This window comes from Sphingomonas sp. Leaf412 (assembly GCF_001425405.1).
In the GTDB taxonomy this organism is placed as follows: Bacteria; Pseudomonadota; Alphaproteobacteria; order Sphingomonadales; family Sphingomonadaceae; genus Sphingomonas.
The window spans coordinates 537532-559112 of the sequence record NZ_LMQP01000003.1; the positions used below are offsets into that span (position 1 = coordinate 537532).

At 71.5% G+C, this 21581-nt stretch carries 21 protein-coding genes and 1 tRNA gene; 12 read left to right on the forward strand and 10 right to left on the reverse strand.

Annotated elements, in window-relative coordinates; genetic code table 11:
* The first annotated feature begins 98 nt into the window (after positions 1 to 98).
* The 5 genes from ASG29_RS09685 (at position 99) to ASG29_RS09705 (ending at position 5277) form a co-directional block, all read left to right on the forward strand.
* Complete coding sequence (locus ASG29_RS09685; RefSeq protein ID WP_156457972.1) at positions 99 to 395, forward strand: hypothetical protein; 297 nt, start codon at positions 99 to 101, stop codon at positions 393 to 395.
* A 169-nt stretch (positions 396 to 564) separates the two neighbouring features.
* The gene (locus ASG29_RS09690) at positions 565 to 1362 is read left to right on the forward strand and encodes a Coq4 family protein (RefSeq protein WP_055983229.1); all 798 of its coding nucleotides are present in this window, start codon (positions 565 to 567) and stop codon (positions 1360 to 1362) included.
* Positions 1363 to 1432: 70 nt separating this feature from the next.
* Positions 1433 to 2494 carry a DNA replication/repair protein RecF gene (recF, locus tag ASG29_RS09695; RefSeq protein WP_055983231.1) on the forward strand — a complete coding sequence of 354 codons (1062 nt, stop codon included), beginning with the start codon at positions 1433 to 1435 and terminating at the stop codon, positions 2492 to 2494.
* Positions 2495 to 2661: 167 nt separating this feature from the next.
* The gene (locus ASG29_RS09700; protein WP_055983234.1) at positions 2662 to 3930 is read left to right on the forward strand and encodes an MFS transporter; all 1269 of its coding nucleotides are present in this window, start codon (positions 2662 to 2664) and stop codon (positions 3928 to 3930) included.
* Positions 3931 to 4032: 102 nt separating this feature from the next.
* The gene (locus tag ASG29_RS09705) at positions 4033 to 5277 is read left to right on the forward strand and encodes an MFS transporter (protein ID WP_055983235.1); all 1245 of its coding nucleotides are present in this window, start codon (positions 4033 to 4035) and stop codon (positions 5275 to 5277) included.
* A gap of 1 nt (position 5278) precedes the next feature.
* Here ASG29_RS09705 and ASG29_RS09710 read toward each other — a convergent pair whose 3' ends face one another.
* Positions 5279 to 6304, reverse strand: a complete 1026-nt coding sequence (locus ASG29_RS09710) for an NAD-dependent epimerase/dehydratase family protein (protein WP_235532856.1) — start codon at positions 6302 to 6304, stop codon at positions 5279 to 5281.
* A 125-nt stretch (positions 6305 to 6429) separates the two neighbouring features.
* Here ASG29_RS09710 and ASG29_RS09715 point away from each other — a divergent pair, with 125 nt between their 5' ends.
* Positions 6430 to 7173: a UTRA domain-containing protein gene (locus ASG29_RS09715; protein ID WP_055983236.1), complete on the forward strand. Its 744-nt coding sequence runs from the start codon at positions 6430 to 6432 to the stop codon at positions 7171 to 7173.
* Here ASG29_RS09715 and ASG29_RS09720 read toward each other — a convergent pair whose 3' ends face one another.
* Both ASG29_RS09720 and ASG29_RS09725 read right to left on the reverse strand, forming a co-directional pair.
* Entirely contained in the window at positions 7174 to 8217 is a 1044-nt protein-coding gene (locus ASG29_RS09720; protein ID WP_055983238.1) for a YeiH family protein, read from the reverse strand.
* Positions 8214 to 8447 (reverse strand): DUF6356 family protein, encoded by a 234-nt coding sequence (locus ASG29_RS09725; protein WP_055983240.1) that lies wholly within the window; start codon positions 8445 to 8447, stop codon positions 8214 to 8216. Before ASG29_RS09725 ends, ASG29_RS09720 begins: the two co-directional genes overlap by 4 nt.
* A gap of 113 nt (positions 8448 to 8560) precedes the next feature.
* Here ASG29_RS09725 and ASG29_RS09730 point away from each other — a divergent pair, with 113 nt between their 5' ends.
* Positions 8561 to 9031 carry an Lrp/AsnC family transcriptional regulator gene (locus tag ASG29_RS09730; protein ID WP_055983243.1) on the forward strand — a complete coding sequence of 157 codons (471 nt, stop codon included), beginning with the start codon at positions 8561 to 8563 and terminating at the stop codon, positions 9029 to 9031.
* A gap of 38 nt (positions 9032 to 9069) precedes the next feature.
* Here ASG29_RS09730 and ASG29_RS09735 read toward each other — a convergent pair whose 3' ends face one another.
* Positions 9070 to 10404: a formimidoylglutamate deiminase gene (locus tag ASG29_RS09735; RefSeq protein ID WP_055983245.1), complete on the reverse strand. Its 1335-nt coding sequence runs from the start codon at positions 10402 to 10404 to the stop codon at positions 9070 to 9072.
* Between the two features lie 74 nt (positions 10405 to 10478).
* Between ASG29_RS09735 and hutI the strand changes: the two genes are divergently transcribed.
* The 5 genes from hutI to ASG29_RS09760 all read left to right on the forward strand — a co-directional run bounded on the left by hutI (position 10479) and on the right by ASG29_RS09760 (position 16871).
* On the forward strand, positions 10479 to 11663 hold the full coding sequence (gene hutI, locus ASG29_RS09740) for an imidazolonepropionase (protein ID WP_055983247.1): 1185 nt from the start codon (positions 10479 to 10481) through the stop codon (positions 11661 to 11663).
* Positions 11660 to 13192, forward strand: a complete 1533-nt coding sequence (gene hutH / locus ASG29_RS09745) for a histidine ammonia-lyase (protein WP_055983249.1) — start codon at positions 11660 to 11662, stop codon at positions 13190 to 13192. The genes hutI and hutH overlap by 4 nt, the downstream gene beginning before the upstream one ends.
* Positions 13189 to 13977 carry an N-formylglutamate deformylase gene (gene hutG, locus ASG29_RS09750; protein WP_268796222.1) on the forward strand — a complete coding sequence of 263 codons (789 nt, stop codon included), beginning with the start codon at positions 13189 to 13191 and terminating at the stop codon, positions 13975 to 13977. The genes hutH and hutG overlap by 4 nt, the downstream gene beginning before the upstream one ends.
* Positions 13974 to 15629 (forward strand): urocanate hydratase, encoded by a 1656-nt coding sequence (gene hutU / locus ASG29_RS09755; protein ID WP_055983251.1) that lies wholly within the window; start codon positions 13974 to 13976, stop codon positions 15627 to 15629. The genes hutG and hutU overlap by 4 nt, the downstream gene beginning before the upstream one ends.
* 135 nt (positions 15630 to 15764) lie before the next feature.
* Positions 15765 to 16871, forward strand: a complete 1107-nt coding sequence (locus tag ASG29_RS09760; RefSeq protein WP_235532857.1) for a metallophosphoesterase — start codon at positions 15765 to 15767, stop codon at positions 16869 to 16871.
* An 83-nt stretch (positions 16872 to 16954) separates the two neighbouring features.
* On the opposite strand, the gene ASG29_RS09765 is transcribed toward ASG29_RS09760, so the two are convergent.
* The 6 genes from ASG29_RS09765 to ASG29_RS09785 form a co-directional block, all read right to left on the reverse strand.
* A tRNA-Glu gene (locus tag ASG29_RS09765) sits at positions 16955 to 17029 on the reverse strand.
* Positions 17030 to 17050: 21 nt separating this feature from the next.
* Entirely contained in the window at positions 17051 to 18007 is a 957-nt protein-coding gene (locus ASG29_RS09770) for a helix-turn-helix domain-containing protein (RefSeq protein WP_055983255.1), read from the reverse strand.
* Between the two features lie 4 nt (positions 18008 to 18011).
* Positions 18012 to 19382: a class II 3-deoxy-7-phosphoheptulonate synthase gene (locus ASG29_RS09775; protein ID WP_055983257.1), complete on the reverse strand. Its 1371-nt coding sequence runs from the start codon at positions 19380 to 19382 to the stop codon at positions 18012 to 18014.
* Positions 19383 to 19453: 71 nt separating this feature from the next.
* Entirely contained in the window at positions 19454 to 20236 is a 783-nt protein-coding gene (locus ASG29_RS09780; protein WP_055983259.1) for an SDR family oxidoreductase, read from the reverse strand.
* Positions 20237 to 20290: 54 nt separating this feature from the next.
* A complete protein-coding gene (locus ASG29_RS16725; RefSeq protein WP_156457973.1) occupies positions 20291 to 20449 on the reverse strand; it encodes a hypothetical protein in 159 nt (52 codons plus the stop codon).
* A 112-nt stretch (positions 20450 to 20561) separates the two neighbouring features.
* Positions 20562 to 21500: a D-2-hydroxyacid dehydrogenase gene (locus tag ASG29_RS09785; protein ID WP_055983261.1), complete on the reverse strand. Its 939-nt coding sequence runs from the start codon at positions 21498 to 21500 to the stop codon at positions 20562 to 20564.
* Positions 21501 to 21581: the final 81 nt, after the last annotated feature.

The following is a 21581-nucleotide window of genomic DNA, read 5'->3' on the forward strand; positions in this document are numbered from 1 at the left end:
CAAACTGTAAGTCGGGCGTCCGAGGTTGGAACGTTGGTCGCTAACGCCCAATTGTGGACTTTCTCGTACGCCACTACGCCGGCGCGACAGGGGACGACATGGTAAAGGCGTTTCGGGTAATATTTCTACTCGCCTTCTTGCCCGTGGCTGCGTACGCGCTATTTTTCGTGAGCTATGCGCTTTTCAATGCGACCTACTGGCTCGAAACGAGTACGGTGCGGGCAAACGCGCTTTTACTTGGGACGCTTACCCTTGCACTCGCTATGGGTAGCTTTTCGTTTCGACGCGGTATGCTCGAACAAAACCTGGTACTAGCCGTTCTGCTGTTAATGGCTGCCGTCGCCGAACTATGGTTTTTGATACCGACGACTAACCTGTCGCTTGGGCAATTGTAGCGGCTGCTATCCACCACTCCCGGACGATGAGCGAAATGTGTTTATCGCTTCCAGTTGGGCGAAGCTGGCGCATGGCGATATCGAGCGATTGTCTGGCCGGCGTTAGCGTTGTTGACATCCATGTCAGCGATAATCTACTGACACAGATGTCAGCAAGGAGTCGCGACTCATGGCGAAGCTTCCGCCCTTTCCCGATACGTCCGGCCGCCGCGACTGGCGGACCGCGGTCGACGCCATCCGAAAGCTGATGGCGAACGGCGACGACACGACGCAGGTGTTCCGCATCATGCGCGCGCTGAACGTCGGCAATGCGCCGGAGAATTACGCGAAACTGCTCGCCACGTCGCAGGGCGGCCGCATCGCGCACGATCAGGTCGAACTGGCGGCGCGGTTCGCCGACCCCGCTTTCGTCGCGTCCTTCGCGCCCGGCACGGTCGGCGCGGCCTATCGCCACTTCCTCGAATCCACCGGCTATTCCGCCGACGGCCTGGTCGCGGTCAGCAAGCTGGCGCCGACCGAGGAGGATATCGCGCACCCCTATGCCTGGATGGGCCGCCGCATCCGCGACACGCACGACATCTGGCACGTGCTGACCGGGTACAAGGCGGACGAGAGCCTGGGCGAGGCGTGCCTGGTGGCGTTCAGCTTCGCGCAGGTGGGCGGGCTCGGCTGGGCGTTCATCGGCTCCGCCGCCGCGTTGAAGAGCCTGAAGGTGACGGGCAGCGCCCTGTTCGCGAAGGCGGTGTGGGAGGGCTATCGCCACGGCCGCGCGGCGGCGTGGATTTCGGGCGAGGATTACCTGACGCTGCTGCACGAGCCGATCGACGCCGCGCGTGCCCGCCTGGGCATCCGCGACCCCGCGATCTATCGCGAGGCGCAGCGCGTGCTGGGACCGGCGATGGCGTCGTACCTGAGCGAGCGGCGCGAGGAAGCGGCGGCGGTGGCGCCGGAGCGGATGGCGGCATAGCGCGGATCGACCCGCCCGTCGCGCCCGCGCGGGGGTGACGGCGCCACGACCGCCCCCTACACCGCGCGCGATGCTGTCGCGGCTGGTCCTCACCGATTTTCGCAACCACGCCGCGCTGACCATCGCGCCGGCGGCGGATTTCGTCGTGCTGACCGGCGCGAACGGCGCGGGCAAGACCAACGTGCTGGAGGCGGTGTCGCTGCTCGCCCCCGGGCGCGGGCTGCGCCGGGCGGCGCTGTCGGACATGGCCCGGGAGGACGGGGCCCGGGAGGGCGGGGGCGGGGGCTTCGGCGTCGCCGCGACGCTGGACGACGGGGTGGAGGTCGCGACGGGCACGTTGGCGTCCGCGCCCGATCGGCGGGTCGTGCGCGTCAACGGCGCCGCCGCCCCCGCCGCCGCGCTGGCGGAACGCAGCGCGATCCTGTGGCTGACGCCCGCGATGGACCGGCTGTTCGTGGAGCCCGCGGGGGAGAGGCGCCGCTTCCTCGACCGGCTGACGCTGGCGCTCGTGCCGTCGCACGCCACCCACGCGGCGCGGTACGAGGCCGCGATGCGCGATCGCAACCGCGTGCTGGCGGAACCGCATCCCGACGCGGACTGGCTCGCCGCGCTGGAGGTGCAGATGGCGCGGCACGGGACCGCGCTGGACGCGGGCCGCCGCGACACCGTCGCCGCGCTGGACGCGGCGCTGGCGGCGACGCCCGCGCCCGACCTGCCGCGCGCCGCGCTGGCGCTGGACGGATGGGCGGGGGATGCGCCCGCGCTCGCCGCCGCGCTCGCCGCGTCGCGGATGCGCGATGCCGCGGCCGGGCGCACGCTGGTCGGCCCGCATCGCGTCGACCTGGTCGTCCGCCATGTCGAAAAGGCGCGCGGCGCGGCGCTGGCGTCGACGGGGGAGCAGAAGGCGCTGCTGCTGGGCATCGTGCTCGCCCATGCCGCGCTGGTCGCGGACCGGCGCGGACGGCGGCCGGTGCTGCTGCTGGACGAGGTCGCCGCGCATCTCGATCCCGTGCGCCGCGCCGCGTTGTTCCGGCGCCTCGCGGGGCTGGGCCAGGTGTGGGTGACGGGGACCGAGGCGGCGCTGTTCGATGCGTTGCCGGACGACGCGGCGGTGACGGCCATCGCGCTGTAGCGCAGCGCACCTTGCGCACCCGCGGCCGTTCGCTATCGCTGTCGGCGGCCATCGCTTCACGCAGGATATGGGCGCCCCTTGTTCGACGACCACCCGCACCGTCCCGTCCGATCCGCGATGCGCGGCGCCACCGGCACGGATCGCGCCGGCGCATCGGGACGATAGGGTTGGGAACGGCCCCCGATTCCGCGACCGACGGCGCCGGGGAATGGCGCGCCGGCTGGCCCGTGGTGGCGGCGGGGATGCTCGCCGCCGCGATCGGGCCGGGCCTGTTCCAGAACCTGTCCAGCCTGTTCACCCCGGGGCTGGAGGCGGAATTCGGCTGGACCCGCGGGCAGATATCGACCGCGGCGGGCGTCGCGCTGATCGCCGCGGTCGTCGCACCCGTCGTCGGCCGGCTGGCGGACCGCATCGGGCTGCGCCCCGTCATCGTCGCCACGATGCTGCTGCTGGGCGCGGGCTATGTCGGGCTGGCGTCGATGACCGGCGCGATCTGGCAATATCAGCTGGCGGTCGTGCTGCTGGTGCTGGCGGTGCCGGGGACCAGCAGCCTGGTGTACGGCAAGCTGATCGCCGCGGCGTTCGTGCGGCATCGCGGACTGGCGCTCGCCATCTCCACCGCGGGGCTGGCGGTCGCCACGATCGTCGCGCCGCCCGCGATCGGCGCGGTGATCGCCGCCTTCGGCTGGCGCGGGGGCCTGATCGCGCTGGGGATCGTGGCGGTCGGCGTCGTGCTGCCCGCGATCCTCCTGGCGCTGCGCGGCATGCCCGCGGGCCCGACGCGGTCGGCGGCGGCCGACGCGGCGGCGCGCCCGGCCACGGGCGTCACCGCGGCGGAGGCGCGGCGCGATCCGCGCTTCTGGCGCGTGGTGGCGTCGGCGGCGCTGGTCAACGGCGCCACCACCGGGCTGGTGACGCAGGTCGTGCCGCTGGGCATCGAACGCGGGCTGAGCGGGGGACAGGCGGCGCTGCTGCTGACCGCCTTCGGCGCCAGCGCGGTCGCGGGGCGGCTGTCGATCGGCGTGCTGATCGACCGGTTCCGGCCGCAGCCCGTCGCCGCCGCCTTCGCGCTCGTGTCCGCCATCGCCTTCCTGCTGCTGGCCAGCGGTGTCGGGGGGCTGGGGCCGTTGCTGCTGCTGGTGTTCCTCGCGGGGCTGATGAACGGGGCGGAGAACGACCTGCTGCCGTTCCTGACCGCGCGCCTGTTCGGCCTGCGCGCGTATGCGGAGATATTCGGCAGCGGGATGCCGGTCGCACTGGCGGGGACGGGCATCGGGGTCATCGGTTTCGGGCGGCTGCGCGATGCGTTCGGCGATTATCGCATCGCCCTGTTGCTGGGCGCCGCGGCGCTGGTCGCGGCGGGGCTGTGCTTCCTGCTGCTGGGCGACCGCGCGCTGCCCGACGCCCATGGTGCGGCACATTCGCCGGACCATTAGGCCGCGGCCGGAAAGCGCCGCGCGATCAGCGACATAAGGCGATGTCGTGAGGGTCGGTCGCGCCATTGCCCCCCGCGTCGCGACGCCCTAGGCTCCGCCGCGATGGAGAGAGAAACGCGCGCGGAATGGCGGCGGGGCTGGCCGCTGGTCGTCGCCGCGATGCTGGGGATCGGCTTCGGCCCGGGCCTGTTCCAGAATTTGTCCAGCCTGTTCCTGTCGGGGATGACGACGGAATTCGGGTGGAGCCGCGGGGAGGTCGCGACCGCCGCGGCGATCGGCCTGCTGGGCGGCCTCGTCGCGCCGTTCCTGGGGCGGCTGGCGGACCGTATCGGCATCCGGCCCGTCATCGTCGGCGCGATGCTGCTCCTGGGCGCGACCTATGTCGGGCTGGCGCGGCAGGGCGGGATGCTGATCCACTATCAAATGCTGGTGGCGATGCTGGCCTTCGCGGTGCCGGGGACGAGCAGCGTGGTGTACGGGAAGCTGGTCGCCGCCTGTTTCGTGCGCCGGCGCGGGCTGGCGCTGGGGATCGCCACGTCGGGCCTGTCGGTGACGACGCTGGCGATGCCGCCGCTGGTCGGGCTGGCGATCGACGCGCAGGGGTGGCGCGGCGGCCTGTACGTCCTGGCGGCGTCGACCGTGCTGATCGCGTTGCCGCTGGTCCTGTTCCTGATCCGTCGCGTTCCTGCCACGCCGACTGCGCGGACGGTCGACGCGGTCGATGCCGATACGCCCGTCGCCGGCTTCACCGGGCCGGAGGCGCGGCGCGACCCGCGCTTCTGGCTGCTGGCGGTGGGGGTCGCGATGGTCAACCTGGCCAGTGTCGGGCTGGTGACGCAGATGGTGCCGTTCGGGACCGAACGCGGCCTGTCGGTGGGGCAGGCGACGCTGCTGCTGACCAGTTACGGCGTCAGCCAGGTCGTCGGGCGGCTGTCGATCGGCATGCTGGTGGACCGCATGGCGCCGCAGGGGGTCGCGGCGGGAGTAGCGCTGCTGTCCGCCGCGGGCTTCGCGGCGCTGCTGATCCCGGAGCCGGGGTTCGTGCTTGCGCTGGCCTTCGTCTTCGCCGCGGGCCTGATGAACGGGGCGGACAACGACCTGCTGCCGTTCCTGACCGCGCGCCTGTTCGGCCTGCGCGCCTATGGCGAGATCTACGGCAGCATCCTGCCGATCGCGCTGGCGGGGACGGCGGCGGGGATCGTGGCGTTCGGGCGGCTGCACGACGTCTACGGCCGGTACGATCCCGCGCTGATCGTGGCGGCGGTGGCGCTGACGGTGTCGGGGCTGTGCTTCTTCCTGCTGCGCGAACGCCCGCTGCCAGCGGCGCAGGGGGCGGCGCACCCTTAGCTCAGCGGCCGTGATACTCCCGGAACCACGCCACCAACCGCGCGACGCCGTCGCGGTAACCGGTGTGCGGGCGATACCCGGTGAGCGTGTGCAGCAACGTCGCATCCGCCCAGGTCGCGGCCACGTCGCCCGGCTGCATCGGCAGATAGTGGCGGATCGCGCGGATGCCCAGGCTGTCCTCGATCGCGTCGATGAAATCGAGCAGGCGGACCTTGTCCGAATTGCCGATGTTGACGATCCGCCACGGCGCCACCGGGCTGAGCGAATCGCCCGCGGGGACGTCCGCGGGCGTCGCCGGGCGTTGCGGGGCGCAATCGATCAGCAGGCGGATCGCGCGGGCGAGATCGTCGACATAGGTGAAGTCGCGATACATCTCCCCCTGATTGTACACGTCGATCGGGCGTCCGGCGAGGATCGCGTCGACGAACTTCGACGGCGCCATGTCCGGCCGCCCCCACGGGCCGTACACGGTGAAGAAGCGGAACATCGTCGTCGGCAGGTCCCACAGGTGGGCGTAGGCGTGGCCCATCGCCTCCGTCGCCTTCTTCGTCGCGGCATAGATCGTCAGCGGCGTGTCCGCCTTGTCGGTCTCGGCGAACGGCATATGCTCGTTCGCGCCGTAGACCGACGACGTCGACGCCATCAGCAGGTGCGCGACCGCGTGGCGCCGCGCGGCCTCCATGACGTTGAACGTCCCCACGACGTTGGCGTCGATATAGGCGCGCGGATTTTCCAGGCTGTACCGCACGCCCGCCTGCGCGGCGAGGTGAACGATCGCGTCGGGACGGAACGCGTCGATCGCGGCGTCCAGCGCGGCGCGATCCTCCAGCATCGCCTCCGTCGCGGCGAAGCCGTCATGCGCCCGCAGCATCGCATGGCGGCGTTCCTTCAGCGACACCGCGTAATAATCGGTCATCCCGTCGTAGCCGTGGACCGCGATCCCGTCCTCCACCAGCAGCCGCGACAGGTGGAAGCCGATGAAGCCCGCGCTTCCGGTCACGAACACGCGCTTGATGGGTCGGCTCACGTCTGCTCCTTCGCTCGGTCGGCCCCACGTACCCCGCGAAACGCGATCGGTCATCCGCCCGTTTGCCCCCGCGCGCACGATCGGGCACGGTCGCGGCGCGATCCAGAAAGCCCCCTGCGCCGACCATGTCCGACACGCCGATCCCGATCCCGCCGCTCGACGGCGACGGGCCGATCTGGTTGCAGATCCGCCGGTCGATGGCGCTCGCGATCCTGACCGGGGACTGGCCCGCGGGAACCCGGGTGCCCGCGGAAACCTCGCTCACCGACATCTATGCCGCGTCGCGCATGACGGTGAACAAGGCGATCCAGAGCCTGGCGTCGGAGGGGCTGGTGGAACGGCGGCCCAGGACCGGCACGATCGTCACCGCGCGCGCGCGCGAACGCCCGGTGCTGGAGATATGGGATGCCGCCGACGCGGTGCGGCGCGACGGGCGGCGCTACGGCTATCGCCTGCTGTCGTGCGACATGCTGGCGCCCGGCGCGCCCGCGCGCGGGGACCTGCCCGCGCCCGCGGACGCGGCGATGATGCGGATGCTGTGCCTGCATTCGTCCGACGACCGGCCGTTCCAGCTGGAGGAACGACTGGTCAACGTCGCCGCCGCGCCGCGCATCGTACGGCAACCGCTGGAAACGGTCAGTCCCGGCGCGTGGCTGCTGGCGAACGTCCCGTGGACGCAGGCGCGCCACCGCATCTCCGCGCGCGGCGCCACAGCGGCGGTCGCGGGGCACCTGGCGCTGGCGGAGGGGGAGGCGTGCCTGGTGGTCGAACGGCGGACGTGGAACGCGGACGTGCCGGTGACGATGGGCCGGTTCTGGTATCCGGGCGACGACCACGCGCTGGAGGGGCAGTTCCGGCCGAGCTGGTGACTAGCCGATCACCAGCATCGCCGCGGCCAGCGACAGAAGGAACGCCGCGACCGTGGCGATCAGGATCACGATCAACGGGCGCGGCCCGCCCTCGACCAGCTTGGCCAGCGGCGTGCGGATCGCGGTGGCGGTTACCGCGGCGGCCAGGAGGACCGCGGCGGTCTTCTCCGCCAGCGTCGCCGCGATCGGCGGGACGACGCCCAGCGAGTTGATCCCCGCCATGACGAAGAACCCGACCACGAACCACGGCATCCCGGCGCGCGCCGCCCCGCCGCCGTCACGCGGCAGGAACAGCGTCACGATCGCCAGCACGGGCGCGAGCAACGCGACGCGGGTCAGCTTCACGATCGCCGCGATCTGCCCCGCGCCGGGCGAATAGGCATAGCCCGCGCCCAGCGCCTGCGCGACGTCGTGGATCGACGCGCCCAGCAGGAACCCCGCGCGCAGGTCGGACAGGGCCAGCACGTGCGCGATCGCGGGATAGACCAGCATCGCGGTCGCGCTCATCGCCGAAATGCCGACCAGGACGAGGGTCAGCTGCGCCTCCCCCGACCGTTTCGGGCCCAGCGTCGCCGCCAGCGCCATCGCCGCGCTGGCGCCGCAGATCGCGACCGCGCCCCCCGCCAGCGTCCCGAACGCGGCGTCGAAGCCCAGCCGCCGGCTCGCTACCACGCCCGCCCCGATCGTCAGCGCCACGATCCCCGCCACGCACAGCAGCGCCACGGGGCCGAGCGCCACGACCTGGCCCGCGGTGACGCGCAGGCCCACCAGCACGATGCCCCACCGCAGCAGCGATCGCGCCGCGAAGACCAGCCCCGGCGTCAGGCGCGCATCCTCCGACAGGAAATTGAGCGCCAGGCCCAGCAACAGCGCCATCAGCGTCAGCGGCGCGCCGTAGCGGTCGGACAGGAACCCCGCCGCCAGCGTCCCCAGCGCCACGATCGTCAGCCCGGGCATCCGGTCGCGCCAGCCGTCCGACGCCGTCTCGCCGATATCGTTGTACAGGTCCGCCGCCATGATCGCGGCGGGGCGGTCCTGCCTCATGCGTCGACGACGCCGCCCGCCCGCCGGCGGCGCCCGGCGATCATCCGGTCGTGCAGCCGGGCGATCGCGCGGCTGCCCGTCTTCTCGAACCACGCGGGCACGATCGCATGGACCAGGCACGCCAGCCCCGCCCCGATCAGCGCGACCCCGAATCCGCCCGCCGTCAGCATATGCTCGCCATAACTTTCCCCTACCTCGGCCGGGTGCGCGCGGAACAGACGGTCGAACATGGCTTCCTCCCTCGGGACGTCGGGATCGTTATAGCCGTTCGACGGGGAATAACCGTCTCGAGATCACGGCGCAACTGGCGCGATGCGGAATATCGTCCTATCCTGGCGGCGATATGAAGGAAACTGTTCTCGAACCGGTCGACCGGCGCATCCTGGCCATCCTACAGGAGGACGCCACCGTCGCGATCGCGGAGATCGCGGAGCGCGTCGGCCTGTCCGCGACGCCGTGCTGGAAACGGATCAAGCGGATGGAGCGCGACGGCGTCATCGGGCGCCGCGTCGCCATCCTGGACCGGGAGGCACTGGGGCTGGGCGTGACGGTCATCGTCGCGGTGCGGACCGCGCAGCACGGCGACGAGTGGTTGCAGACCTTCGCCGACGGGGTCGCGCGCATTCCGGAGGTGGTGGAATTCTACCGCATGAGCGGGGAGATCGACTATCTGCTGAAGATCGTGGCGCGCGACATCGCGGACTATGACCGCATCTATCGCAAGCTGACGAAGGTGGCGCCGCTGCACGACGTCAGTTCGTCCTTCGCGATGCAGGAGATCAAGTCCACGACCGCGCTGCCGCTGTTCGACTGACGCGGCCCGGCGCGGGGGGCGTCCGCCGTCGGGTCCGTTCAGGCACGAAGCAGCCGCGCCGCCACCCGCGCATATCGCGCCGCGACGGCGTCGCGCGTGCGGTGACGCCCGCCCTCCACCACCTGCCGACCCGCGCGCCACACCGCGTCGACGCGCGGTCCGCCGCCCGCGAAGATCCAGCGGTCGAGCGATTCTTCGCCCGCGTCGGACAGCGCGACCAGATCGGCGGGCGCGCCGACCGCGAACCCCGCATCCGCCCCCAGCGCGTGCGCGCCGCCGTGCAGGACCGCCGTCACCAGCGTCTCGCCGGTCGAGGCGCCCGGCGCGGCCAGTACGGTGCGCCGCCGCAGCGACAGCCGCTGGCCGTATTCCAGCAGGCGCAGCTCCTCCGCCGCGTCGATCCGCACGTTCGAATCGCTGCCGATCCCGAACGCCCCGCCCGCGGACAGATACGCGTCCGCGGGAAACAGGCCGTCGCCCAGATTCGCTTCCGTGATCGGGCACAGACCCACGACCGCCCCGCTCGCCGCCACCGCCGCCATCTCCCCCGCGTCGACATGCGTCGCGTGGACCAGGCACCAGCGCGCATCGACCGCCTGATGGTCCAGCAGCCACGCGACCGGCCGCCGTCCCGACCATGCGAGGCAGTCGGCGACCTCCTTCACCTGTTCCGCGACGTGGATGTGGATCGGCGCGTCGGGCGCCATCGTGGCCAGCACCGCCAGTTCGTCCGGCGTCACCGCGCGCAGCGAATGCGGCGCGATGCCGACGACCGCGTCGGGAAGCGCGGCGACCGCGCGGCGGCTGGCGTCGTGCAGCGTCGCGAACCCGTCCAGGTCGGTCACGAAGCGCCGCTGCCCCGCGGTCGGCGCGGTGCCGCCGAAGCCCGAATGGGCGTAGAAGACGGGCAGCAGCGTCAGCGCGATCCCGGTTTCCGCCGCCGCGCCCGCGACCGCCGCCGCCGTCTCCGCCGGATCGGCATAGGGCGCGCCCGACGGCTGGTGGTGGAGATAGTGAAACTCTCCGACGCGGGTGAAGCCCGCCTCCAGCATCTCCACGAACGCCATCGCCGCGATCGCCGCCACGTCGTCGGGCGTCAGGTCGTGCAGGATCCGGTACATCAACTCGCGCCAGCTCCAGAAATCGTCGTGCGCGGGCCCGCTCCTGCGTTCGGCACGCCCGGCCATCAGCCGCTGGAAGCTGTGGCTGTGCAGGTTGGGCAGGCCGGGCAGGGCGGTGGCGTGGCGCGGTTCGTCGCCGCGCGGCGTCGCCCGCGGCTCGATCGCGGCGATCCGGCCGTCCGCGATCGACACCCGCACGTCGCGCGCCCAGCCGTCGGGCAGCAGCGCCTGTCCGAAGAAGATCGTCCGCATCGCATCCTCCCTGTCGGGGCTGGACAGTAATGCGGGGTCGTGCTTTTGTATATACAATTGGTGGAGGCGAGCACGTGCGCTGCGACACGATATGGCGGAACGCGCGGCTGGCGACGATGGCCGGCGACGACCTGGGGATCGTCGCGGACGGCATAGTCGCGGCGCGCGACGGGCGGATCGCCTATGCCGGGCCCGCCACGGTCGCGATCGAGGCGGCGCACCAGGTGGATTGCGGCGGCCGCTGGATCACCCCGGGACTGATCGACTGCCACACGCACCTGATCCACGCCGGAAACCGCGCGGGCGAGTTCGCGGCCCGGCTGGCGGGCGCCAGCTACGAGGAGATCGCACGTGCGGGCGGCGGCATCGTGTCGACGATGCGCGCGACGCGGGACGCGAGCGAGGACGAGCTGGTCACGACCACTTTGCCGCGGCTCGACGCGCTGATCGCGGAGGGCGTGACGACGGTGGAGGTCAAGTCCGGCTATGGCCTGACCCCCTTCGACGAGGCGAAGATGCTGCGCGCCGCACGGCGGCTGGGCGACGAGCGCGACGTCCGCGTCGCGACGACCTTCCTCGCCGCGCACGCGCTGCCGCCCGAATATGCGGGCGACGCGGACGGCTATATCGACCGAGTCTGTGCACAGATCCCCGAACTGGGCGGGCTGGCGGATGCGGTCGACGCGTTCTGCGAGGGCATCGGGTTCACGCCGGCGCAGGTCGATCGCGTCTTCGCCGCGGCGCGCGACGCGGGCCTGCCGGTGAAGCTGCATGCGGAGCAATTGTCCGCGCTGGGCGGCGCGTCGCTGGCGGCGCGCCACGGGGCGTTGTCGGCGGATCACCTCGAACATGCCACCGATGCCGACGTCGCGGCGATGGCGGCGGCGGGCACGGTCGCGGTCCTCCTGCCCGGCGCCTATTACTTCATGCGCGAGACGATGCTGCCCCCCGTCGCCGCGCTGCGTGCCGCGGGCGTCCCGATCGCGCTGGCGACCGATTGCAACCCCGGCACCTCGCCGCTGACCAGCCCGCTGCTGGTCCTGAACATGGCCGCGACGCTGTTCCGGCTGACGGTGGTGGAGGCGTTGCGCGGCCTGACCGTCAATGCCGCCCGCGCGCTGGGCCTCCACGATGCGATCGGCACGCTGGAGGTCGGCAAGGCGTGCGACCTGGCGGTGTGGGACGTCTCCGACCCTGCCGAGCTGGTCTACCGCATCGGTTTCAACCCCCTCCACTCCCGCATCAGGAACGGTCGATGATCCTTCGCCCTGGCGCTGTCCCATATGCCGACTGGCTCGCCATCTATCGCGGCGCATCACCCCGGCTCGACCCGTCATGTGCGCAGGCGATCGCCGCCAGTGCCGCCGCGGTGGCGCGGATCGTGGGGAAGGGAGATCCGGTCTACGGCATCAACACCGGCTTCGGAAAACTGGCCAGCGTCCGCATCGACGCCGCCGACCTCGCCACGCTCCAGCGCAACATCGTGCTCAGCCACGCGGCGGGGGTGGGGGAGGCGATGCCGGTCCCGGTCGCGCGGCTGATGATGGCGCTGAAACTCGCCAGCCTGGCGCAGGGCGCATCGGGGGTCCGGCCCGCGACCGTCGCGCTGCTGGAGGCGATGCTGGCGCACGGTTTGACCCCCGTCGTACCCGCGCAGGGATCGGTGGGGGCGAGCGGCGACCTGGCTCCGCTGGCGCACATGACCGCGGCGATGATCGGCGTCGGCGACATGATCGTCGACGGCGCGGTGGTGCCCGCGGCGCGGGCGCTGGCGGACGCGGGGCTGTCGCCGCTGGAACTGGGGCCGAAGGAAGGACTGGCGCTCCTCAACGGCACGCAGTTCAGCACCGCCTACGCGCTCGCCGGCCTGTTCGAGGCGGAGCGATTGTACCGGTCCGCGCTGGTCACGGGCATCGTGTCGACCGAGGCGGCGAAGGGATCGGACGCACCCTTCGATCCGCGCATCCACGCGCTTCGCGGTCATCGCGGGCAGATCGACACCGCCGGCGCCTTGCGCGCGATGATGCGGGGATCGGCGATCCGCGCCTCGCATCGCGAGGACGACGTACGCGTGCAGGACCCCTATTGCCTGCGCTGCCAGCCGCAGGTGATGGGCGCGATCCTCGACCTGTTGCGACAGGCGGCGGCGACGCTGGTGACCGAGGCGAACGGCGTCAGCGACAATCCGCTGATCTTCCCGGACACGGACGAAGCCCAGGACGAGGCACTGTCGGGCGGGAACTTCCATGCCGAGCCGGTCGCCTTCGCCGCGGACATGATCGCGATGGCATTGTGCGAGATCGGCAGCCTGTCCGAACGCCGCGTCGCGATGCTGGTCGACCCCGCGCTGTCGGGGCTTCCCGCGTTCCTGACGCCCAGGCCCGGCCTGAATTCCGGCTTCATGATCCCGCAGGTGACCGCGGCGGCGCTGGTGAGCGAGAACAAGCAGCGCGCCTATCCCGCCAGCGTCGATTCGATCCCGACCTCCGCCAACCAGGAGGATCACGTGTCGATGGCGGCGCATGGGGCGCGGCGGCTGATCGCGATGGCGGCGAACGTCGACGCGGTGCTGGGCATCGAGCTGCTCGCCGCCGCGCAGGGGTGCGATTTCCACGCGCCGCTGACGTCGAGCGCGCCGGTGGAGCGCATCCGCGCGCTGCTCCGCGCCGCAGTGCCGACCTTGACGGACGATCGCCACATGGCACCCGACATGGCGGCGGCGACCGCGCTGGTGGTGGACGGCGCGCTGCTGGCCGCGGTCGGCGATCTGCCGGGCGTCGCGGCGTGATCCTGCACGTCGCGCGGGCGGACACGCCGCTGATCCTCGCCATGCCGCATGGGGGGCTGGCGCTGCCGACCGGGGGGTTCCGGTCGGACTGGTGGGCGCGGCGCGACGCGGACTGGCATATCCGCGACCTGTACGACGGGCTGGCCGACGCCACCGTGGTCGCCACCGGAATCTCGCGCAGCACGATCGACGCGAACCGCGATCCGTCGGGCGCGTCGCTCTATCCGGGGCAGGCGACGACGGAATTATGCCCGACGACGACGTTCGACGGCGACCCCCTGTACGACGGCGCGGGGCCGGACGCGGCGGAGATCGCGCGTCGGCGCGCCGCCTATTTCGACCCCTATCACGCCGCGCTGTCCGCGGAGGTCGCCCGGCTGCGCGCGACGCACGACCGGGTCGTGGTCTACGACTGCCATTCGATCCGCAGCCGCATTCCCCGCCTGTTCGACAGCGACCTGCCCGAACTGAACATCGGCACCAACGGCGGCACCACCTGCGCGCCCGAACTGCGCGATGCGGTCGCGGCCATCGCCGCCGCATCGGGGCGCAGCCATGTCGTCGACGGGCGCTTCCGCGGCGGCTGGACCACGCGGCATTACGGCAGGCCGGAAACGGGCGTCCACGCGATCCAGATGGAAACCGCGATCCGCGCCTATCTGCGCGAACCGGTGGGGCAGGTCACGCCCGACACCTGGCCGCCCGCCTTCGACCCTGCCGTCGCCGCGCCGCTGCGCGCGACGCTCGGCCTCATCCTCGCCGCCTGCCTGGAGTTCGCCCGATGAACCGCCACGATCCCGCCCGCGACATCCGCGCCGCCACCGGCACCACGCTGTCGGCGAAAAGCTGGCTGACCGAGGCGCCGTTGCGGATGCTAATGAACAATCTGCATCCCGACGTTGCGGAGAATCCGGCGGACCTCGTCGTCTACGGCGGGATCGGCCGCGCGGCGCGCGACTGGGACAGCTACGACCGCATCGTCGCGGCCCTGCGCGCGCTGGAGGACGACCAGACGCTGCTGGTCCAGTCGGGCAAGCCGGTTGGCGTCTTCCGCACGCACCGGGATGCGCCCCGCGTCCTGATCGCGAACAGCAACCTCGTGCCCAAATGGGCGACGTGGGAGCATTTCGACGAACTCGATCGCAAGGGGCTGGCGATGTACGGCCAGATGACCGCGGGGTCGTGGATCTACATCGGCACGCAGGGGATCGTGCAGGGCACGTACGAGACGTTCGTGGAGATGGGGCGCCAGCATCACGGCGGCGACCTGTCGGGCAAGTGGCTGCTGACCGCGGGGCTCGGCGGCATGGGCGGGGCGCAGCCGCTGGCGGCGGTGATGGCGGGCGCATCGTGCCTCGCGATCGAATGCCAGCAGTCGCGCATCGATATGCGGCTGCGCACCGGCTATCTCGACCGCGCCACCGACAGCCTGGACGAGGCGCTGGCGATCGTCACGCGCGCGCGCGAACCGGTGTCGGTCGGCCTGCTCGGCAATGCCGCCGAGCTGCTGCCCGAGATGGTCGCCCGCGGCGTCCGCCCCGACCTCCTGACCGACCAGACCAGCGCACACGATCCCGTCAACGGCTACCTTCCCGCGGGCTGGACCGTCGAGCGCTGGATCGCCGCGCGCGAACAGGATCCGGCGGGCGTCGCCGCCGCGGCGAAGGCGTCGATGGCGCGGCACGTGCAGGCGATGCTGGATTTCCAGCGCGCGGGCGTGCCCACGGTCGATTACGGCAACAACATCCGACAGGTCGCGAAGGACGAGGGGGTGGCCGACGCCTTCGCCTTCCCCGGCTTCGTCCCCGCCTATATCCGCCCCCTGTTCTGCCGCGGCATCGGCCCGTTCCGCTGGGTCGCGCTGTCGGGCGATCCCGAGGACATCTACCGCACCGACGCGAAGGTGAAGGAACTGCTGCCCGACAATGTGGCGCTGCACCGCTGGCTCGACATGGCGCGCGAACGCATCCGGTTCCAGGGCCTGCCCGCGCGCATCTGCTGGGTCGGGCTGGGCGACCGCCACCGGCTCGGCCTCGCGTTCAACGACATGGTGGCGTCGGGCGAGTTGAAGGCGCCGGTGGTGATCGGCCGCGACCATCTCGACAGCGGATCGGTCGCCTCCCCCAACCGCGAGACGGAGGCGATGCGCGACGGCAGCGACGCGGTCAGCGACTGGCCGCTGCTCAACGCGCTGCTCAATACCGCCAGCGGCGCGACCTGGGTCTCGCTTCACCACGGCGGCGGGGTCGGCATGGGCTATTCGCAACATAGCGGGATGGTGATCGTCGCGGACGGCACCGCCGACGCAGCAAGCCGTCTGGAACGCGTGTTGTGGAACGACCCCGCCACCGGCGTCATGCGCCACGCCGACGCGGGCTACGACATCGCCACGGCGTGCGCGCGGGAGAAGGGGCTGGACCTGCCCGGCATCCTTTAACCGCGCGCCGGCGGGGTTGCGCCGGCGCGTCGACCCGATCAGGAAGGCGCGACCGCCGGGCCCGGACCGGGTATCGGTCGGAACCTCGTCGTCGACCGGACAGGAGCCAGCGCGATCTTCCACCTCTTCTTCGCCGTGCCGTGCCTGCTGGTCCTGGCGCGCTGGCTGTGGCCGCTCGCGCTGACGCCCGGGGTGAAGGTCGCGGTCGCGGTCGCGCTTCTCGTCGCATCGCAATTCCATCTGTGGAGCCGGCTGTCGTCGGGCTCGGTCTTCGATCCCGAAATGCCGCGGGGCGTCGTGATCCTGTTCAACTGGGCGTTCGGCGCGATCCTGCTGCTGGCGGCGTTCCAGATCGCGCTGGACCTGGCGACGCTGGCGACGATGGCGGTGCGGCGCGGCGCGGTGACGGTCCCCGACGGCGCACGCTTCGCGATCGCGGGCATCGCCGCGCTGCTCGCCGCGCTGGGGGTGTGGAACGCGGTGCGCGTGCCCCCGGTCAGGGACGTGGAGATCGCCGTTCCCGGCCTGTCGCCCCGCTTCGACGGCTACCGCCTGATCCAGCTGACCGACCTGCACATCAGCCGCCTGTTCCCGGCCGCCTGGGCGCGCGCGGTGGTGGCGCGGGCGAATGCGGCGGACGCGGACCTGATCGTCGTCACGGGGGACTTCATCGACGGGTCGGTGGCGATGCGGCGTGCCGACGTGGCGCCGCTGCGCGACCTGCGCGCGCCGGACGGCGTCTTCGCCATCCCCGGCAACCACGAATATTTCTTCGATTACGCCGCCTGGATGCGGCACCTGTCCGGGCTGGGGATCCGCATGTTGCCCAACGCGCATGTCGTCCTGGAACGCGGCGACGCGCGCCTGGTGCTCGCGGGCGTGACCGACCTGTCCGCGCCGGGCGTGGGGCAGGCGGGGCCGGACCTCGACGCCGCGCTGTCGGGCGCGCCGGCGGGTGCGCCGGTCCTGCTGCTCGATCATCAGCCGCGGAAGGCGCGGCGTGCCGCCGCCCGGGGCGTGGCGGTCCAGCTGTCGGGGCACACCCACGGCGGCATGATCCGCGGCCTCGATCGCCTGGTCGCGCCGGCCAACGACGGGTTCGTGTCCGGTCGCTATGCGGTGGGGGGCATGACGCTGTACGTGAACAACGGCACCGCGCTGTGGCCGGGCTTCGCGCTGCGGCTGGGCGTGCCGTCGGAACTGACCCGGATCACGCTGCGCGCGAAGGGCGGCGGATCGTGACTTGGCGCCGGGCCTGCCGCGCAGCGTGACCGAGGAAGGGGAGGGGGCGGCACGCCATCGGTGCCTGCCGTCGTCGCCGAAGGTGGTGACCCCTACGAGAATCGAACTCGTGTTTTCGCCGTGAGAGGGCGACGTCCTAACCGCTAGACGAAGGGGCCGTCGGCAGTGAAGCGGCGCACCTACGGGGCGGCCGGGCCGCCGTCAAGCCATCGCGTATGCGGCGGCAGGTTGTCGCGGCCCGCCTCCAGCAGGCCCTGCAACGGCGCGCCGAATTCCTGCGTCCGGCCGCGCAGCATCCCGGCCATGATCGGCGTCAGGGCGATCCCGAACTGGCGCGCGGTCCGGCCCAGGAACAGGTGCGCGTCGCGGATGAAATGCGACTGGTCGTAATAGGGGGTGAAGACGTCCGCATCCGACAGTCGCGCCGCATGCGGACCGGTCAGCGCGGCGACTGCGCGCATGAAGCGGTGCTGGCGCAGCAGCCGCTTCGGCCCGAAGCCGAAATAATGTTTCGCGATCCGGCGCAACTGCGTCTCCTGCACCGCCAGCCGGTCCGCGACCTCCGCGCATTCCACCGCCGCGGGGTCGTGCAGCATCGCGGTCAGCGCGCGGATCACCGGCATGTCGCGTCCCTCGGGCGACAAGGCGGCGGTCAGCGCATGATCCAGCACCGTCACCGCCGCATCCTCGTCGCGCCCCGCCGCCGCCAGCGCGCCGTAGAAGGCGCGCGCGCGCGGCTCCTCCCACAGGCTCGCCAGCGGCACGACGCGATCCGCCACGCGCGCGGCGTGCTTGCCGAACAGGCGCGCCCATCCGATCGCGGTGATACCGATCCCGATCAGGCGCCCGCCGTCGCTGTCGGCGCGAAAGGCGTAACTGGTGGGGCCGAAGACCACCGCGTCGTTGCGCCACTCCAACCTGTGGTTGCGCACCGTCGCGCGCACCGGCCCGGCGTCGAACGTCATCACGAGGTTCGCGGGACCGGGCAGATAGTCGTTGTGCCGCACCGCCGACCCCGCCGGACCGGAATCGTAGAAGGCGTAGTCGATGACGATCTCGGCCAGATGCGCCGCGGGCGCGCGAAACCGCATCGCGACGCCGTCGCTCGTCACGACCGCGGGGCGGGTCTCGGTCATCGCCTCACGCGGCCTTCCGACGCTCCGACAGTTCGGCGTTCAGCATCTCGGCCAGCAGGAACGCCAGTTCCAGGCTCTGCCCGGCGTTCAGCCGCGGATCGCAATGCGTGTGATAGCGGTCCGCCAGGCTCTGCTCGGTCACGTCGATCGCGCCGCCGGTGCATTCGGTGACGTTCTGGCCCGTCATCTCGGCATGGATACCGCCCGCATGCGTCCCCTCCGCGCGATGCACCGCGAAGAAGCCGCGCACCTCCGCCAGAATGCGCTCGAAGGGCCGCGTCTTGTAGCCGTTGGCGGCCTTCACGACGTTGCCGTGCATCGGATCGCACGACCACACCACCGGATGACCCTCCCGCGTCACCGCGCGGACCAGCGTGGGCAGATGCGCCTCGATCTTGTCGTAGCCGTAGCGCGTGATGAGCGTCATGCGCCCGGGCACGCGGCCGGGGTTCAGCGTGTCGAGCATCCGCAGCAGCGCGTCGGGCTCGAGGCTCGGTCCGCATTTCACGCCGATGGGGTTGCCGATGCCGCGCAGGAACTCGACATGGCTCGATCCCTCGAACCGCGTGCGATCGCCGATCCACAGCATGTGCGCGGACGTGTCGTACCAGTCGCCGGTCAGCGAATCCTGCCGCGTCATCGCCTCCTCGAACGGCAGCAGCAGCGCCTCGTGGCTGGTGTAGAAGGTGGTCTGCGACAGCTGCGGGACGGTGTCGGGGCTGATCCCGCACGCCTCCATGAAATCCAGCGCCTCGCCGATCCGGTCCGCGGTCTCGGCATATTTCTTCGCCCACGGGCTGCGGCCCATGAAATCGTGCGTCCAGCGGTGGACCTGGTGCAGGTTCGCATAGCCGCCCTGCGCGAACGCGCGCAGCAGGTTCAGCGTTGCGGCGGATTGCGCATAGGCGCGGATCATCCGTTCCGGATCGGGGATGCGGCTGGCCGCGGTGAAGGCGATGTCGTTGACGTTGTCGCCGCGGTAGCTGGGCAGTTCGACGCCGTCGATGACCTCGGTGTTCGACGACCGCGGCTTGGCGAATTGTCCCGCCATGCGCCCGACCTTCACCACCGGCAGCTTGCTGGCATAGGTCAGGACGACCGACATTTGCAGGATGACGCGGAACGTGTCGCGGATGTTGTTGGGGTGGAATTCGGCGAAGCTTTCCGCGCAATCGCCGCCCTGCAACAGGAACGCCTTGCCCTCCGCCACCTTGGCCAGGTCGGTCGTCAGGTTGCGCGCCTCGCCCGCGAAGACCAGCGGGGGGAAATTGCCGATCCGCTGCGTCACGTCGTCCAGCGCCGCGGCGTCGGGATATTCGGGCAATTGCAGCGCCTGTGCGCTCTTCCAGCTATCGGCGGCCCAGTTCGCGGCCATGGCAACAATCCTTCGTCTTGCAGGCGCGCGGCATTGGGCGAATCGCTCCCGCCGCGCAACATACTTCGCCTTTATAGCACGCCCGCATAGGCGCCGCCGTCGATCAGCAGGCTCTGTCCCGTGATGAACCCGGCATGGGTCGAACACAGGAAGGCGCAGGTCCGGCCGAATTCGTCCGGATCGCCGAACCGCCCCGCGGGGATGCGCGCGCGCGCGCGTTGTTCGGCTTCCTGCGCGCTCACGCCCTGCGCCTTGGCCGAAAAGGCGTGGACTCCCTCCAGCCGCCGTGTCGCGAACAGGCCGGGGAGGAGGAAGTTGATCGTGACGTTGCGCCCCGCCACCTGTCGCGCCACGCCCGCCAGGAACCCGGTCAGCCCGATGCGCGCGCCGCTGGACAGGTCGAGGCCGGGGACGGGCGACTTCACCGATCCGCTGGTGACGCACAGGATACGGCCGAAGCCGCGTTCCATCATGCCGTCCACCACGCGCTGCGTCATGCGGATCGGCGTCACCATGTTGGCGTCGAGCCCGGCGTGGATCGCCGCGGCGTCCAGCGTGCGGAAGTCCTTCAGCGGCGGGCCGCCGTTGTTGTTGACCAGGATGTCGGGCGCGCCGTCCGCCGCGGCCACCAGCGCGACCTGCGTCGCATCGTCCGCCACGTCGCCCGCGACCGTCGCCACCGCGGCGCCGGTCGCGTCGCGGATGTCGCGCGCGGTCGCGTCCAGCGCGGCGGCGTCGCGGCCGTTCAGCACCACCGACGCGCCCGCCTCCGCCAGTGCCATCGCGCACGCGCGGCCCAGCCCGTGGCTGGAGGCGCAGACGATCGCGCGTCGGCCGGTCAGTCCCAGATCCATGATATCATCCCCCTGTCACCGGGGCGGGGCATAGCATTGCGCGGCGGCGGTGCGCTATGCGGTGCGGCGCGGTTTCGCCTGCTCGTCGGTCTTGATGCCGCGCAACCGCCGCCGTCGCGCGTCGCGCCGCCGTTTCCAGAGCACGAACGTCACCGTCCCGGCGACCACCAGGGCCGCGATGATGAGGTAGGCGATCTGTTCGCGCAGTTCCAATGCGTGCTCCGCAAGCGTTACGAATTCGTCACGCGGATACCCGCACCGGCGCGGTCACGCCAGTCGCAATTCCGGGCGGGCGCGACGCCGGTCGCGACTTTCGCCCGTCCCGTCAGTATCCTGCGGCGAGATCGGCGACGTTCTCCATCGCCTCGCCGGCACGGTACGCCGCCAGGTTGCGCAGGAACAGCGCGCCTGCGCGCTGGAACATCTTCGTCTGGCTGCGCCCCGACAGGTGCATCGTGATGATGCAGCGCGGCGCGCGCCACAACGGATGTTCGGGCGGCAACGGTTCCGGATTGGTCGGGTCCAGGAACGCGCCGCCCAGCCGCCCGCCCTCCAGCGCGGCGATCAGCGCATCGTCGTCGATCATGTCGCCGCGCGCGATGTTGACGATCCACGCCCCCGGCTTCATCGCCGCCAGTTCGTCCGCGCCGATCATCGCCTTGGTATCCCCGGTCGACGGCGCCGCCAGGATCACCCAGTCGTACTCGCCCAGCCGCGCGCGCCAGGCGTCGGGCGTGATCGTCCCGTCGCGCCCCGATCGCGTCACCCCGGTCACCGCGACCCCGAATGCCTGCAATCGCTCGCCGATCAGCCGCCCGATCGCGCCGTGGCCGACGATCAGCGCCTTCGTCTCGAACAATTCCAGCTTGCCCGGCGCGTCCTTCGGCCATTCCTGCCGGTCATGCGCGCGGAGCACCTCGTCGAACCGCTTCGCGCCGACCAGCACGCCCATGACCGCATATTCCGCCACCGCGATCGCGTTCACGCCCGTGCCGTTGGTCACGATCGCGCCGCGCCGCTTCAGGTCGTCGAGCGGAAAGGCGTCGAGCCCGGCGTACAGCGTCGACACCCATTTCAGCCGCGGCCCCGCGCTGCGGATCGCGTCCGCGACGTGGCGCGTCGGCGTCATGTCGACCCACGCGATCTCCGCCTCCGCGATCCCCGCCGTCGCCTCGTCCGGGGCGGTGAACCACGCCACGTCCATGTCGGCGGGCAGATGCGGTTCGAGCAGGGCGCGGGCGGGGGCGGGGAGGACGGCTTTCATTCGAGGGGGATAACAGGGGAGAGAGGTCCGCGAAACCGCCGTTCGTGCTGAGCGACGTCGAAGCACATGCGTCGCGCCGGC